At 48.7% G+C, this 17,685-nt stretch carries 5 protein-coding genes; 2 read left to right on the plus strand and 3 right to left on the minus strand.

Annotated elements, in window-relative coordinates; all coding sequences use genetic code 11:
* The first annotated feature begins 51 nt into the window (after nt 1-51).
* Nucleotides 52-13,803 carry an Ig-like domain-containing protein gene (locus tag FX988_RS20840; protein WP_160181979.1) on the plus strand — a complete coding sequence of 4,584 codons (13,752 nt, stop codon included), beginning with the start codon at nt 52-54 and terminating at the stop codon, nt 13,801-13,803.
* Nucleotides 13,804-13,848: 45 nt separating this feature from the next.
* Here FX988_RS20840 and FX988_RS20845 read toward each other — a convergent pair whose 3' ends face one another.
* Entirely contained in the window at nt 13,849-15,081 is a 1,233-nt protein-coding gene (locus tag FX988_RS20845) for an endo-1,4-beta-xylanase (RefSeq protein ID WP_160181980.1), read from the minus strand.
* An 87-nt stretch (nt 15,082-15,168) separates the two neighbouring features.
* On the minus strand, nt 15,169-16,053 hold the full coding sequence (locus FX988_RS20850; protein ID WP_160181981.1) for a LysR family transcriptional regulator: 885 nt from the start codon (nt 16,051-16,053) through the stop codon (nt 15,169-15,171).
* A gap of 162 nt (nt 16,054-16,215) precedes the next feature.
* Between FX988_RS20850 and FX988_RS20855 the strand changes: the two genes are divergently transcribed.
* Nucleotides 16,216-16,716, plus strand: coding sequence for a lactoylglutathione lyase family protein (locus FX988_RS20855; protein WP_007991811.1), 501 nt, complete (start codon nt 16,216-16,218; stop codon nt 16,714-16,716).
* A 51-nt stretch (nt 16,717-16,767) separates the two neighbouring features.
* Here the strand turns inward: FX988_RS20855 and FX988_RS20860 are convergent, their stop codons facing one another.
* The gene (locus FX988_RS20860; RefSeq protein ID WP_160181982.1) at nt 16,768-17,652 is read right to left on the minus strand and encodes a LysR family transcriptional regulator; all 885 of its coding nucleotides are present in this window, start codon (nt 17,650-17,652) and stop codon (nt 16,768-16,770) included.
* Nucleotides 17,653-17,685: the final 33 nt, after the last annotated feature.

Consider the following 17,685-nt stretch of genomic DNA (forward strand, 5'->3'; position numbering starts at 1 on the left):
ACTATCATACTTATTAAAATTCAATTTTTGTTGACGAAGCTAGAGGTTGTTATGGCTGATTTTGAATATATCGTAGAACGTATTGATGGTGATGATTCAATTACGGTAATCAATGAAGATGGTGATATTCGTTTTGTCTCTCAAGGCGAAATTGTCAGAGTTGGCGACACCATATTGTCTATTGAAGGAGGCCAAGTTGTTTTAACCGCAGGCGACCAAAATATCTTTCTTGATAATAGCGTAGATGTATTTATCGGAGCTGATCTTGCACCTCAACAAGACATTCAAGCGACTGATGAAGCAGAAATAGAGATTGATGAAGATTTTCTAGCCGCTCTTGATGGTGATGGCGATTTGCTTGATTCTTTAGATGCCACAGCCGCAGGTGCTGAATCAGGAGGTGAAGGAGGTGACGGTTCATCTTTTGTGCGTGTCGATCGCGTGTCAGAAGAAGTAGACCCCGTTGAGTTTGAATATGACCAAGCTGATAACGAAAGCGTGCAATTAGAAACTCAAGAAGTATCAGCAGCGGACTTTGACATTGAGTTGGACTTACCAGCAGAGATTAACAATGTTACTCCTACAATTAATGGTACAACATCTGCGCCAGCAGGCAGCGTAATAAACGTTGTAATCACAGATCAAAATGGTAACTCTCAAAGTATAACAAGTGTGGTAGCAGATGATGGAACATTTACGATTAACGTGGGTAATGCATTACCAGAAGGCCCGTTTACAGTGGATGCAAGTACTACCGATAATCAGGGCAATACCACAACGGTTTCCGTTGATTCTTCTGTCGACCTTACTGCTCCAGTTATTGATAATTTAACAATTGAACAACAAACGGATACCCCAGTTTTTTCAGGTGATACGGATGCTCAGCCTGGCACAGATGTCACCTTTACCGTAACGGATAGCAACGGGGATACTCAAGTTATCACTACCGCGGTGCAAAATGACGGTAATTTTAGTGCTACCCCTGACGCAGCATTAGCTGACGGTGAGTTCACTGTGGTAACACAAGTGTCTGATGCAGCGGGCAATACCACAACTCAAACCACTACAGGCAATGTGAATACCGCAGCACCTACGGTGACTGATACCACGACAACAAACAATAATACTGATACTCCCACTTTTACAGGGAATTCCAATGCCGAGCCGGGCAGTGAGGTTACTATTTCGGTCACCGACGCCGATGGTGACACTCAAATCATCAATACCGTCGTGCAAGACGACGGCAGTTTCAGTGGTACCCCTGACACAGCATTAGCAGAGGGCGAGTTCACTCTAGTAACCCAAGTCACTGATGAAGCGGGCAATACGAGTTCCACAACATCAACGGGCAATGTAGATACCACAGCGCCTACTGTGACAGACACATCCGAGCCAAGCTCCAACACAAATACGCCGACCTTTACGGGGAATACGGATGCTGAGCCAGGTAGTCAGGTAACGATTACGGTGACAGATGCTAATGGTGATAGCCAGACAATCAATGCTGTCGTGCAAGAAGACGGCACCTATTCAGGTAGTCCAGCCAATGCCCTAGCAGAAGGTGAATTCACTCTAGTAACCCAAGTGACTGATGAAGCAGGCAATACGAGTACCACAACATCAACGGGCAGTGTGGATACCACAGCGCCTACTGTGACAGACACATCCGAGCCAAGTACTAACACCAACACGCCGACCTTTACGGGGAATACGGATGCTGAGCCAGGTAGTCAGGTAACGATTTCGGTGACAGATGCTAATGGTGGTAGCCAGACAATCAATGCTGTCGTGCAAGAAGACGGCACCTATTCAGGTAGTCCAGCCAATGCCCTAGCAGAAGGTGAATTCACTCTAGTAACCCAAGTGACTGATGAAGCGGGCAATACGAGTACCACAACATCAACGGGCAGTGTGGATACCACAGCGCCTACTGTGACAGACACATCCGAGCCAAGCACTAACACAAACACGCCGACCTTTACGGGGAATACGGATGCTGAGCCAGGTAGTCAGGTAACGATTACGGTGACGGATGCTAATGGTGATAGCCAGACAATCAATGCTGTCGTGCAAGAAGACGGCACCTATTCAGGTAGTCCAGCCAATGCCCTAGCAGAAGGTGAATTCACTCTAGTAACCCAAGTGACTGATGAAGCGGGCAATACGAGTACCACAACATCAACGGGCAGTGTGGATACCACAGCGCCTACTGTGACAGACACATCCGAGCCAAGCACTAACACGCCGACCTTTACGGGGAATACGGATGCTGAGCCAGGTAGTCAGGTAACGATTACGGTGACAGATGCTAATGGTGATAGCCAGACAATCAATGCTGTCGTGCAAGAAGACGGCACCTATTCAGGTAGTCCAGCCAATGCCCTAGCAGAAGGTGAATTCACTCTAGTAACCCAAGTGACTGATGAAGCGGGCAATACAAGTACCACAACATCAACGGGCAATGTGGATACCACAGCGCCAACAATTACAGTAGATGCACCAGATAACAGTAATGATGCTACGCCGACAATTACTGGTACCACGGACGCACCGGCCAACTCTGTGGTCAGCCTAACGATAACCGGCAGTGATAATAGGGTACAAACAGTAAGCGCAAGTGTTCAAGCTAACGGAACCTATAGTGCCGATGTGCCGAGTGATATAGCGGAAGGTAATTACACTGTTACAGCAACGATAACAGATGTAGCTGGGAATGAGGCAACTGCAACTGACACCGGCAGTGTAGATACCCAAGCACCTACGATATCCATAGATACACCAGATATTTCGAATGACAACACCCCTGTTATCACAGGTACTTCAGATAACGCGCCTGGTTCATTGGTTAGTTTAACCATTACTGACAGCGACGGTGGCTCTCAGGTGTTTACTGCTGTTGTTCAATCGGACGGAACCTTTAGTTCAGAAGCTGTAACACCAATACCTGATGGCGCTTATATAGTCACTGCAACCGTGGAAGATGATGCTGGGAATGTAACGAGTGCGACAGCGAGCGGTGAAGTTAACAGTGCATTACCAAGTTTAGCGTTAGACGAGTTACCAAATGGCAATGACAATACGCCGCTGATCAGCGGAACAACTGACGCGCCATTCGGATCGTCGGTAAACATAAGCGTGACCGACAGTGATGGCAATATTCAGATACTCAATACGAGTGTCCAAAATGATGGTAGCTTTAGTCTTGAAGTTCCCGTTACCTTAGTTGATGGGGACTATGATGTTACCGTAACGGTTGATGATGGGTTAGGTAATCAAGCTCAGTCTTCTGGCAGTGGAAATATTGACACGACGGCCCCGACATTAACGGTTAATGCGCCGGATAACAGTAGTGATGCCACGCCTACGATCACGGGGACAACGGACGCTGAAGTTAACTCAGTCGTTACACTTACTATTACGGGTAGCGACAATGCGGTTCAAACAATCAATGCGACAGTACAAACCAATGGCACTTACAGTGTGGATGTGCCTAATGATTTGGCTGAGGGGAATTATAACGTCGCGGCATCGGTGACAGACGCTGCAGGAAATGAGGCAAATGTAACTGACGCCGGCAGTGTGGATACCCAAGCCCCGACGTTAACGGTGGATGCACCGGATAACAGCAATGATGCCACGCCAACGATTACGGGAACCACCAACGAGCCAGAAAACGCCACGGTGTCGATATTGGTCACTGATGCCAATGGTGTGGAGCAAACCCTGAGCGCCACAGTACAAGCGAATGGCTCATACAGCGTCGATGTGCCCAATGACTTGGCCGAAGGGAATTACACAGTGCAGGCCACCATCACAGGTGCAGCGGGTAACCCAGCAAATGCGAGTGACACAGGCAGCGTGGATACCCAAGCGCCGACGTTAACGGTAGATGCACCGGATAACAGCAATGATGCCACGCCAACGATTAGCGGAACCACCAACGAGCCAGAAAACGCCACGGTGTCGATATTGGTCACTGATGCCAATGGTGTGGAGCAAACCCTAAGTGCCACAGTGCAAGCGAATGGCTCATACAGCGTCGATGTGCCCAACGACTTAGCCGAAGGGAATTACACTGTCAGCGCCACCATTACAGATACGGCGGGTAACAGCACCACAGAAACCGACACTGGCAATGTAGACACGCTCTACCCTAACTTGAGTGTAGATGCACCAGACAATAGTAGTGATGCCACACCTATAATTTCAGGGACAACAAATGCCCCAGAAGGCTCCTCTATTCAGATAATTGTGACAGACAGTAATGGTAGTACTCAGGTTTTAGATACACAGGTCTTAAACAATGGCTCATTTGCTATAGAGGTACCAGCTGCGTTAAGTGAAGGTACATTCAGCGCACAAGTGACGGTGAGTGACCAAGCAGGTAATCAAACAAGCATTTCAGACACTGGCAGTGTGGACACCATCGCCCCGACGTTAACGGTGGAAGCACCGGATAACAGCAATGATGCGACGCCGACTATCACTGGTAATACAAATGCGCCAGTGGGTGCAACGGTGACGATAACGGTGACGGGCAGTGATTCAGCGGTACAAACCCTCACCGCCACAGTGCAGCCAGATGGCAGTTACCACGTAGATGTGCCCAGCGCATTGGAAGAAGGCAGCTATACGGTTGCCGCCACGGTTGCTGATGCAGCGGGTAACCCAGCGAGCGCGAATGACACAGGCAGTGTGGATACCCAGGCGCCGACGTTAACGGTAGATGCACCGGATAACAGCAATGATGCCACGCCAACGATTACGGGAACCACCAACGAGCCTGAGAATGCCACGGTGTCGATATTGGTCACTGATGCCAATGGTGTAGAGCAAACCCTGAGCGCCACAGTACAAGCCAATGGCTCATACAGTGTCGATGTGCCCAATGACTTGGCCGAAGGGAATTACAGCGTTAGTGCCACCATTACAGATGCAGCGGGTAACCCAGCAAATGCGAGTGATACAGGCAGTGTGGATACCCAAGCGCCGACGTTAACGGTGGATGCACCGGATAACAGCAATGATGCCACGCCAACGATTACGGGAACCACTAACGAACCTGAGAATGCCACGGTGTCGATATTGGTCACTGATGCCAATGGTGTAGAGCAAACCCTGAGTGCCACAGTGCAAGCCAATGGCTCATACAGCGTCGATGTGCCTAATGACTTAGCCGAGGGGAATTACACCGTCAGCGCCACCATTACCGATACGGCGGGTAACAGCACCACAGAAACCGACACTGGCAGTGTGGATACCATCGCACCGACGTTAACGGTGGAAGCACCGGATAACAGCAACGATGCGACGCCAACTATCACTGGTAATACAAATGCGCCAGTGGGTGCAACGGTGACGATAACGGTGACGGGCAGTGATTCAGCGGTACAAACCCTCACCGCCACAGTGCAGCCAGATGGCAGTTACCACGTAGATGTGCCCAGCGCATTGGAAGAAGGCAGCTATACGGTTGCCGCCACGGTTGCTGATGCAGCGGGTAACCCAGCGAGCGCGAATGACACAGGCAGTGTGGATACCCAGGCGCCGACGTTAACGGTAGATGCACCGGATAACAGCAATGATGCCACGCCAACGATTACGGGAACCACCAACGAGCCTGAGAATGCCACGGTGTCGATATTGGTCACTGATGCCAATGGTGTAGAGCAAACCCTGAGCGCCACAGTACAAGCCAATGGCTCATACAGCGTCGATGTGCCCAATGACTTGGCCGAAGGGAATTACAGCGTTAGTGCCACCATCACAGATGCAGCGGGTAACCCCGCGAGCGCGAGTGATACAGGCAGTGTCGATACCCAAGCGCCGACGTTAACGGTAGATGCACCGGATAACAGCAATGATGCCACGCCAACGATTAGCGGAACCACCAACGAGCCTGAGAATGCCACAGTGTCAATATTGGTCACTGATGCTAACGGAATTGAGCAAACCCTAAGTGCCACAGTGCAAGCGAATGGCTCATACAGTGTCGATGTGCCTAATGACTTGGCTGAAGGGAATTACACCGTCAGCGCCACCATTACCGATACGGCGGGTAACAGCACCACAGAAACCGACAGTGGCAGTGTGGACACCATCGCACCCACGTTAACGGTGGAAGCACCGGATAACAGCAGTGATGCGACGCCGACTATCACTGGTAATACAAATGCGCCAGTGGGGGCAACGGTGACGATAACGGTGACGGGCAGTGATTCAGCGGTACAAACCCTCACCGCCACAGTGCAGCCAGATGGCAGTTACCATGTAGATGTGCCCAGCGCATTGGAAGAAGGCAGCTATACGGTTGCCGCCACGGTTGCTGATGCAGCGGGTAACCCAGCGAGCGCGAATGACACAGGCAGTGTGGATACCCAGGCGCCGACGTTAACGGTAGATGCACCGGATAACAGCAATGATGCCACGCCAACGATTACGGGAACCACCAACGAGCCTGAGAATGCCACGGTGTCAATATTGGTCACTGATGCCAATGGTGTAGAGCAAACCCTAAGTGCCACAGTACAAGCGAATGGCTCATACAGCGTTGATGTGCCTAACGACTTGGCCGAAGGTACGTACAATGTCACTGCTACCATTTCTGATAATGCGGGTAATGAAACGAGTGTTTCTGAAGCAGGAAGTGTCGATACAGTTCCGCCATCATTGGTGATAAACGCGCCAGATAACACTAATGATACAACCCCTACGATTACAGGTAGCACAGATGTGACACCTGGTTCTACCGTTAGTATTACCTTGACTGACAGTAATAATGATTCACAAACATTTACTGCAACGGTACAGACTGATGGGCACTTTTCAGCAGAAGTACCTAATGTTATTGCTGAAGGTAACTTTTCAGTTAGCGCGACAGTTACGGATGCAGCAAATAATTCTACTACATCGACAGACAATGGCTCTATTGACTCGACTGTGCCGAATTTGACGTTGACTGCACCGGCGATCACCAATGATGACACCCCCACTTTAAGTGGTACTACTGATGCTTCTTTAGACGGTTCAACTGTCAATATTATTGTGACTGATAGCCAAGGAGCAACTCAAAATCTTTCTGCTATTGTGCAGCCAGATGGCAGTTTTTCATTAGAGGTGCCAGGAGCACTAGCCGAAGGAAATTATTCGGTTACGGCGACGATCGATGATGGCGTTGGCAATGTAGCCAGTGCAACTGAGTCTGGAATTATTGATACGATTGCACCTAGTTTATCTTTGGTTTTACCTGTTGAGGCTGATGACACCACTCCATTGATAAGTGGCTCAACCAATATCGCTCCTGGTGCATCAGTTACTATTACTGTGACCGATAATCAAGGAGATACACAAAATCTCACTGCCACGGTGCAAGAAAATGGCAGTTATTCTATTGAAGTTCCAATCGAATTAGCACAAGGGGCGTACACTGTTGTCGCAACCGTGACTGATGCAGCGGGTAACAGCACCACAGAAAACGATAGTGGAAATATTGATACCCAGGCGCCGACGTTAACGGTAGATGCACCGGATAACAGCAATGATGCCACGCCAACGATTACGGGAACCACCAACGAGCCTGAGAATGCCACGGTGTCGATATTGGTCACTGATGCCAATGGTGTAGAGCAAACCCTGAGCGCCACAGTACAAGCCAATGGCTCATACAGTGTCGATGTGCCCAATGACTTGGCCGAAGGGAATTACAGCGTTAGTGCCACCATTACAGATGCAGCGGGTAACCCAGCAAATGCGAGTGATACAGGCAGTGTGGATACCCAAGCGCCGACGTTAACGGTGGATGCACCGGATAACAGCAATGATGCCACGCCAACGATTACGGGAACCACTAACGAACCTGAGAATGCCACGGTGTCGATATTGGTCACTGATGCCAATGGTGTAGAGCAAACCCTGAGTGCCACAGTGCAAGCCAATGGCTCATACAGCGTCGATGTGCCTAATGACTTAGCCGAGGGGAATTACACCGTCAGCGCCACCATTACCGATACGGCGGGTAACAGCACCACAGAAACCGACACTGGCAGTGTGGATACCATCGCACCGACGTTAACGGTGGAAGCACCGGATAACAGCAACGATGCGACGCCAACTATCACTGGTAATACAAATGCGCCAGTGGGTGCAACGGTGACGATAACGGTGACGGGCAGTGATTCAGCGGTACAAACCCTCACCGCCACAGTGCAGCCAGATGGCAGTTACCATGTAGATGTGCCCAGCGCATTGGAAGAAGGCAGCTATACGGTTGCCGCCACGGTTGCTGATGCAGCGGGTAACCCAGCAAGTGCGAATGACACAGGCCGTGTGGATACCCAGGCGCCGACGTTAACGGTAGATGCACCGGATAACAGCAATGATGCCACGCCAACGATTACGGGAACCACCAACGAGCCAGAAAACGCCACGGTGTCGATATTGGTCACTGATGCCAATGGTGTGGAGCAAACCCTGAGCGCCACAGTACAAGCGAATGGCTCATACAGCGTCGATGTGCCCAATGACTTGGCCGAAGGGAATTACACAGTGCAGGCCACCATCACAGATGCAGCGGGTAACCCAGCAAATGCGAGTGACACAGGCAGCGTGGATACCCAAGCGCCGACGTTAACGGTAGATGCACCGGATAACAGCAATGATGCCACGCCAACGATTAGCGGAACCACCAACGAGCCAGAAAACGCCACGGTGTCGATATTGGTCACTGATGCCAATGGTGTGGAGCAAACCCTAAGTGCCACAGTGCAAGCGAATGGCTCATACAGCGTCGATGTGCCTAATGACTTAGCCGAGGGGAATTACACCGTCAGCGCCACCATTACCGATACGGCGGGTAACAGCACCACAGAAACCGACACTGGCAGTGTGGATACCATCGCACCGACGTTAACGGTGGAAGCACCGGATAACAGCAACGATGCGACGCCAACTATCACTGGTAATACAAATGCGCCAGTGGGTGCAACGGTGACGATAACGGTGACGGGCAGTGATTCAGCGGTACAAACCCTCACCGCCACAGTGCAGCCAGATGGCAGTTACCACGTAGATGTGCCCAGCGCATTGGAAGAAGGCAGCTATACGGTTGCCGCCACGGTTGCTGATGCAGCGGGTAACCCAGCGAGCGCGAATGACACAGGCAGTGTGGATACCCAGGCGCCGACGTTAACGGTAGATGCACCGGATAACAGCAATGATGCCACGCCAACGATTACGGGAACCACCAACGAGCCTGAGAATGCCACGGTGTCGATATTGGTCACTGATGCCAATGGTGTAGAGCAAACCCTGAGCGCCACAGTACAAGCCAATGGCTCATACAGTGTCGATGTGCCCAATGACTTGGCCGAAGGGAATTACAGCGTTAGTGCCACCATTACAGATGCAGCGGGTAACCCAGCAAATGCGAGTGATACAGGCAGTGTGGATACCCAAGCGCCGACGTTAACGGTGGATGCACCGGATAACAGCAATGATGCCACGCCAACGATTACGGGAACCACTAACGAACCTGAGAATGCCACGGTGTCGATATTGGTCACTGATGCCAATGGTGTAGAGCAAACCCTGAGTGCCACAGTGCAAGCCAATGGCTCATACAGCGTCGATGTGCCTAATGACTTAGCCGAGGGGAATTACACCGTCAGCGCCACCATTACCGATACGGCGGGTAACAGCACCACAGAAACCGACACTGGCAGTGTGGATACCATCGCACCGACGTTAACGGTGGAAGCACCGGATAACAGCAACGATGCGACGCCAACTATCACTGGTAATACAAATGCGCCAGTGGGTGCAACGGTGACGATAACGGTGACGGGCAGTGATTCAGCGGTACAAACCCTCACCGCCACAGTGCAGCCAGATGGCAGTTACCATGTAGATGTGCCCAGCGCATTGGAAGAAGGCAGCTATACGGTTGCCGCCACGGTTGCTGATGCAGCGGGTAACCCAGCAAGTGCGAATGACACAGGCCGTGTGGATACCCAGGCACCGACGTTAACGGTAGATGCACCGGATAACAGCAATGATGCCACGCCAACGATTACGGGAACCACCAACGAGCCTGAGAATGCCACGGTGTCGATATTGGTCACTGATGCCAATGGTGTAGAGCAAACCCTAAGCGCCACAGTACAAGCCAATGGCTCATACAGTGTCGATGTGCCCAATGACTTGGCCGAAGGGAATTACAGCGTTAGTGCCACCATTACAGATGCAGCGGGTAACCCAGCAAATGCGAGTGATACAGGCAGTGTGGACACAGCAGAGCCAATTATCGCATTGACGGTTGTTGGCGACGTTGAGTCCGGCTTTCCTATTATCTCAGGAAGTTGCTCGGAGCCACAAGGCACGGTTATTTCAGTCATAGTGACAGATTCAAATAATGTTGAGTTTACGCTGTCCGCAGAAGTTGATGCGAATGGCTTATTTACCGTTATTATTCCTGCGACGGCGGCAGATGGAGATGCATCAGCAGTCATAAGCGTAACTGATTTAGCGGGCAATGAAACTGTTCTGAATGCCACCGTCCCAATTGATCTTACTGAGCCAGTCATTACGTTAGACAAATTAGGAGACATTAACGTAAGTGCTGATTTACCGTCAATTACGGGTACATGCTCTGAGCCGGTAGGCACAGTTATTAGTGTTACTCTCACTGATTCTCAATCGAATGAGTTCAACTTAACGACAACTGTTGGTGTCGGCGGGTTATTTACTGTACTCATCCCTGCCACTGTTGCAGAAGGAGACGCAAGCGCGGAAATAAGTGTTACCGACCTTGCCGGCAATGAAACTATCGTCAATGCCACTGTGCCGATTGATTTAACCGCTCCGATTGTCACCCTAGATAAACTCGGTGAAATAGATGTGAACCTAGGGTTACCTGTGATTACGGGGACCTGTAATGAGCCCCAAGGTACAGAAGTGCGCGTGACCTTAACCGACTTTTTAGGTGATGAGCATGTCTTGACCGCCACCATAGGTGTCGGTGGTTTATTCACCGTTGCGGTACCGGTTACTGTGGCAGAAGGGGATGCGTCTGCAGTCATTAGCATTAGTGATATCGCTGGCAACGAAACTATCGTCAATGCCACTGTGCCGATTGATTTAACCGCCCCAGTTGTCACCCTAGATAAACTCGGTGAAATTGATGTGAATTTAGGGTTACCTGTGATCACGGGGACCTGTAATGAGCCCCAAGGCACAGAAGTGCGCGTGACCTTAACCGACTTTTTGGGTGATGAGCATGTCTTGACCGCCACCATAGGCGTCGGTGGTTTATTCACCGTTGCGGTACCGGTTACTGTGGCAGAAGGGGATGCGTCTGCAGTCATTAGCATTAGTGATATCGCCGGCAATGAAACTATCGTCAATGCCACTGTGCCGATTGATTTAACCGCCCCAGTTGTCACCCTAGATAAACTCGGTGAAATTGATGTGAACTTAGGGTTACCAGTGATCACGGGGACCTGTAATGAGCCCCAAGGCACAGAAGTGCGCGTGACCTTAACCGACTTTTTAGGTGATGAGCATGTCTTGACCGCCACCATAGGTGTCGGCGGTTTATTCACCGTTGCGGTACCGGTTACTGTGGCAGAAGGGGATGCGTCTGCAGTCATTAGCATTAGTGATATCGCCGGCAATGAAACTATCGTCAATGCCACCGTGCCGATTGATTTAACCGCGCCAATTGTCACCCTAGATAAACTCGGTGAAATTGATGTGAACTTAGGGTTACCAGTGATCACGGGGACCTGTAATGAGCCCCAAGGCACAGAAGTGCGCGTGACCTTAACCGACTTTTTAGGTGATGAGCATGTCTTGACCGCCACCATAGGTGTCGGCGGTTTATTCACCGTTGCGGTACCGGTTACTGTGGCAGAAGGGGATGCGTCTGCAGTCATTAGCATTAGTGATATCGCCGGCAATGAAACTATCGTCAATGCCACCGTGCCGATTGATTTAACCGCGCCGATTGTCACCCTAGATAAACTCGGTGAAATAGATGTGAACCTAGGGTTACCTGTGATTACGGGGACCTGTAATGAGCCCCAAGGTACAGAAGTGCGCGTGACCTTAACCGACTTTTTAGGTGATGAGCATGTCTTGACCGCCACCATAGGTGTCGGTGGTTTATTCACCGTCGCGGTGCCGGTTACCGTGGCAGAAGGGGACGCGTCTGCAGTCATTAGCATTAGTGATATCGCTGGCAATGAAACTATCGTCAATGCCACTGTGCCGATTGATTTAACCGCTCCGATTGTCACCCTAGATAAACTCGGTGAAATTGATGTGAACTTAGGGTTACCTGTGATTACGGGGACTTGTAATGAGCCCCAAGGCACAGAAGTGCGCGTGACGTTAACCGACTTTTTGGGTGATGAGCATGTCTTGACCGCCACCATAGGTGTCGGCGGTTTATTCACCGTTGCGGTGCCGGTTACCGTGGCAGAAGGGGATGCGTCTGCAGTCATTAGCATTAGTGATATCGCTGGCAACGAAACTATCGTCAATGCCACTGTGCCGATTGATTTAACTGCGCCAGTTGTCACCCTAGATAAACTCGGTGAAATAGATGTGAACTTAGGGTTACCTGTGATTACAGGGACCTGTAATGAGCCCCAAGGCACAGAAGTGCGCGTGACCTTAACCGACTTTTTAGGTGATGAGCATGTCTTGACCGCCACCATAGGCGCCGGTGGTTTATTCACCGTTGCGGTACCTGTTACCGTGGCAGAAGGGGATGCGTCTGCAGTCATTAGCATTAGTGATATCGCTGGCAACGAAACTATCGTCAATGCCACCGTGCCGATTGATTTAACCGCTCCGATTGTCACCCTAGATAAACTCGGTGAAATTGATGTGAACTTAGGGTTACCTGTGATCACTGGGACTTGTAATGAGCCAGTAGGATCGTTAGTTTCTCTAACGCTAACGGATAGTGGAGGCACCGATCATGTATTGACGTCAACCGTGCTAGATGGCGGGCTAATTTCGATTGCTGTGCCATTAGCCCTAGCACAGGTAATTGAAGGAAATGTGGGTATTGCTGTAACGGTTACTGATTCGGCCGGTAACCAAGGTTCAGCTACCTCTCCTGGGTTGATTGATGTGACAGCACCAACCTTAACCCTGGACGATCTTAACTTACTAAACGTGTTGACATTGGGCCCACTATTGACCGGCTCGACTTCAGAGCCGGCAGGTACAATAGTGTCAGTGAGCATTTCGGCACTCAATTTAGTGACGATTGAAACTCAAGCTGTTGTGCAGGAAGGTGGTGGCTTTGGTATTCATTTAGGGGTTGGTTTACCCACTTTGATTGATATTGAAGCCAGCGTGACGGATGTCTCAGGAAATACCATGACCGTGTTAAATAGCTACGATGCGTTGGGGAATATTTTAGATGCCCCTAGTACGCCGTCAGCAAAAGCAGCGGTTGATGTCAGTGAAGAGGAAGAGTTGTTAAATTTTGCGCTTGATAGTGAGCAAAAAATCGATCTTTCTTTGGCTGCTGAAGAAACTCTTTCAGATAGCCTATTAGTCACGGAGCATATGGACACTGCAGAAGTAACATTAGATATAGCCGATCTAATATCAGACCCTGCAGATGAGCTATTTACCAGCCCAGAAGATACGCAAGTAGTAAGTGTGATGAAAAGTGGCGAAACGGGAAGTACTTCAGAGCCTGTAACAGATGTGCTAAACGTGTCATTAGCCGATCAGGAGTTATTGAAAAATTTAATTCAAAATAATAGCTTAACGATTGACGCTTAATCGAGGTTAACCGCCCCGCGGTATCTACTACGCGGGGCTTTTTTCCTAAAGATCCATCAGGACTTGATAGGCAAGCTTAGGTTTATTCTCTCTATCAAACAGTAGCGGATAATCCGTTCTTCCTTGCATTGGCCAATTATTACGCCAACTATTGGCATCATTTACCCCCCAAAAGGTGACGCGGGACAACGAAGCTTGATGCGATATCAGTACTGTAAATATATCTTTATAGCGCTTACTTAATGCAACTTGTTTATCCTCAGGCAACCCGTCAGGGTATGGGTTTAATGTTTTTTGCAGTGCCAAGTCTTGGTTTATATCAGCTCCTTGTTCCGCTTCATTGGGAAAGGGCAATACTGAAACATCTAATTCAGTGATCATCGATTTAATACCTAAACTTGCGAATAAGTTTAATGCTTCGTCTAATTCACGTAAATCTGGGTGAGTTAATGAATAATGCCCTTGCAACCCAACGCCATGAACAGGGATACCTTTACTTTGCAATGATTTAATTAGACGCGCCGCCCCAGCGCTTTTTTCGGGTTTGTACATATTGTAATCATTGTAATATAACTCAGCTTTAGGATCTGCGGCGTGAGCATAGGTAAAGGCTTTCTCAATATAGTCATCGCCAATAATTTCCCGCCACTTGGAATCTCGTAGGCTACCGTCTTCATTAAGTGCTTCATTAACGATATCCCAACCTTTAATTTTGCCCTTATAGCGACCAACAACTGTATGAATATGCTCTTTCATGCGAGCGAGCAGCGCCTCTCTTGATAATGGCTTGCCTTGCGCATCTTCAAATACCCAATCAGGTGTTTGGCTATGCCATACGAGTGTATGCCCAATGGTGAACATGTTGTTAGCCTGACCATAATCTACATACTCGTCCCCCAACGTAAAATCGTATACTTCTGGTTTAGGATGAATGCGCTCCCACTTCATTTCATTTTCTGGGGTGATGGAATTAAATTGCGCAATGATGAGTGCGTCAGTGTCTGTTTGAGTTTGTTTTGCTTGCTGTGCGTTGATAGCGCTGCCCACCAAAAACTGCTTGTTAAAATGCGTTTTCAAATTATTTACTTGTCTCGGGTTCGCTTCTTTTTGGGGCAAAGCTGATTCATCAGGGCTCAGGGCTAATGAGTCATGGCCCACAGCTGAGTTTGCATAACTTATGACAGCCGCAAATACTAATACAAATGCTAAAAGAGAACGTTTGCTCGCTAAAATGTTACGCAGTAACTGGTGGGGGGTTAACACGTCAGTTGTTGACATATGCTTTCCTGCTATCTGTTTATCATTTTTTGATGATGCCGCTAGCTGAGGAGTGTGGCGATTATGTTTTTTACTTTATATCAGGTGTTATTTGTTGCTTTGACTAAGCAAGGTTTTTATTTGCTCAGCGACATAACGCGCCCGTTGGCTTTGTACAACATGAGAGTGACGGCATAGATAAAGAGTCTCGTTTACGGGCGAAGAAAGGCGATGAATGCGGATACGTTCTTGTGCATAAAATGCTCTGGCCGCATGAAGAGGTAAAACGCTAAAGCCTAAGCCCCGGCTGACGGGCTCGAGGATCAGACTTATCTGGTTTGAAAAGCCTTTTTCGGTAAATTGAGACGGATGCTCAAACTGACTGAAATTAGGTTGTAAAAGCGCTTGGCAGTGCTGATGACCATCAGGATGACCTATGTAACCTAAGTTTTGCAAGGTCTGCCAGGTTAGGCTTTCTATTGTATTTGGCGTGACTAAAACCAGCGCTTCTTGTGCTACCGCTTCGGTGATAACGTCAGCAGACGTGCTTGGGTATGTCATTAGGCCCAAATCAAACTGTCGCAGCCCAATGTCACGTTCAATGCTCTTATTCGGTGAAAAAGTATGGCTAATACGCAGAGCTGGATGTCTTTTTTGTAAATCTAACAGAAAAGGATAAAGCGCTAGCCCCACACTGCCAGGGGTAGCGATGCGTACTTGACCAACAAATGGTTCATCTTGTTTGACGTTTTGCTCTAATAATTCGCTAGCCTGAAGTAACGTGCGGCCTTCTTGATGCAAGCGGATCCCTGCATCGGTCAACGTGAATGACTTTCCATCTCGAATAAGCAATGGCGTGGCCAATTGTTCCTCAAGCTTTTTAACTTGTTGACTGACCCCGGACTGGGTCATAAACAATACATCAGCCGTTTTTGTAAAGTGGCCGATATCAACAAGGGTGCAAAATGTTTTTAGCCAAATAGGATTAATCATTACAAAATGTACTTATTTTGATTTTAAATAATAATTTTTCATACTTTATCATGGGGAGTACAGTAACGTCACCTGATGGATAAGCCATCAATCAAAACGCGGCGCTACTGAAAAATGTGTACTGCGCAGTTGAATTAAATCACTATATGCAGGAGTAGCATTATGACAACCCCATATCCACGCACGTTTTCTCACATCGGTATTTCGGTTCCTGATGTGGAAAAAGCAGTCGAGTTTTATACCAAGGTACTTGGTTGGTATTTGATCATGAAACCCACAGAAATTGTCGAGGATGACAGCCCAATCGGGGAAATGTGCACAGACGTGTTCGGTGCAAACTGGAAGAAATTTAAGATTGCTCATATGTCTACCGGTGACAGAGTAGGTGTTGAAGTGTTTGAGTTTGCTAACCAGCAAGATCCTGCGGATAACTTCGAATACTGGAAAACTGGTGTGTTCCATTTTTGTGTTCAAGACCCAAATCTTGAAGAACTGGCAGAGGCCATCGTTGCCGCAGGTGGTAAAAAGCGCATGGAAAAGCCACGCTACTATTACCCAGGCGAAAAGCCTTACCGCATGATTTACATGGAAGACCCATTTGGCAATATCCTAGAAATCTACAGCCATAGCTACGAATTAACCTATTCTGCTGGTGCTTACTAACACTGTTAGTATAAGCTCTCTCTCGATTGGCCATGCCCTGTCGGGAGGGAGCTATTCTTGCCAGTCTTTGAATTTATCTAATAAAAAGTGAATTGCTAAGCGTGCTTTTGCAGGTAAAAAGTTACGATTTGCATAGACAATCCAGGTTGCGATTTCACGATTCCAATAAGGCTCAAGCACGGGTACTACCGTCCTATTTTTAATTGCATTACCGAAACTTGAACGGGGTAGATAAGCGACCCCTAAGCCACGTTCACATGCCAATATCACACTACGCACGCTATTCGAGCGCCATCTTGCATCTAGTTTAACTTTAATGGTTTTGCTGTTATCTCTGAAGAACCAAGTATCATTATTGGTCATCAAACAGTTGTGCTCTATCAATTGATTGGGGTGTGTGGGAAAACCGTTTTCGACGAGATAATCCTCGCTGGCTGCTGCGACTAATGAACGATTGGTAAGCTTTCGGGCAATTAAGCTTGAATCTTTCATGGGGCCATAGCGGATCGAGAAATCGAATGCGTCGTCAATAAAATTGACCATTTGCGAATTAAAGTCCATTTCGATAGTGAGCTTTGGGTGCAGTTGAGCAAATTCGACTAACACGGGTGCAATATGTTGCTCAGCGAACTCTCCCGCCGCAGACACTTTTAACGTACCGCTAAGCTCTACTTGTTTATCGAAGACGGTTTCATTGGCTTCTTGTAAGCCATATACCAATTCTTGGCAGCGACTAAAATAGGCTTGACCAGCATCCGTTAAGCGAACAGTTCGCGTGCTGCGGGCGAGTAAAGACACGCCTAATTCTTTTTCTAAGGCAGCTACTTTGCGGCTAATGTGCGATACATTGACGTTCAATTTGCGCGCGGCGGCTGAAAAGCCCTGGGTTTCTGCTACCGCCACAAACTCAATGATCCCATTGAAGCTAAAACTCATATAACTCCGGCAATAAATAGTTTAGTGAATAGT

The sequence above is a fragment of the Paraglaciecola mesophila genome (assembly GCF_009906955.1).
Lineage (GTDB): Bacteria > Pseudomonadota > Gammaproteobacteria > Enterobacterales > Alteromonadaceae > Paraglaciecola > Paraglaciecola mesophila_A.

Coding starts and splice junctions, on each gene's coding strand:
- FX988_RS20840 (WP_160181979.1), top strand. CDS start 52: ATGGCTGATTTTGAATATATCGTAGAACGTATTGATGGTGATGATTCA.
- FX988_RS20845 (WP_160181980.1), bottom strand. CDS start 15,081: ATGTCAACAACTGACGTGTTAACCCCCCACCAGTTACTGCGTAACATT.
- FX988_RS20850 (WP_160181981.1), bottom strand. CDS start 16,053: ATGATTAATCCTATTTGGCTAAAAACATTTTGCACCCTTGTTGATATC.
- FX988_RS20855 (WP_007991811.1), top strand. CDS start 16,216: ATGACAACCCCATATCCACGCACGTTTTCTCACATCGGTATTTCGGTT.
- FX988_RS20860 (WP_160181982.1), bottom strand. CDS start 17,652: ATGAGTTTTAGCTTCAATGGGATCATTGAGTTTGTGGCGGTAGCAGAA.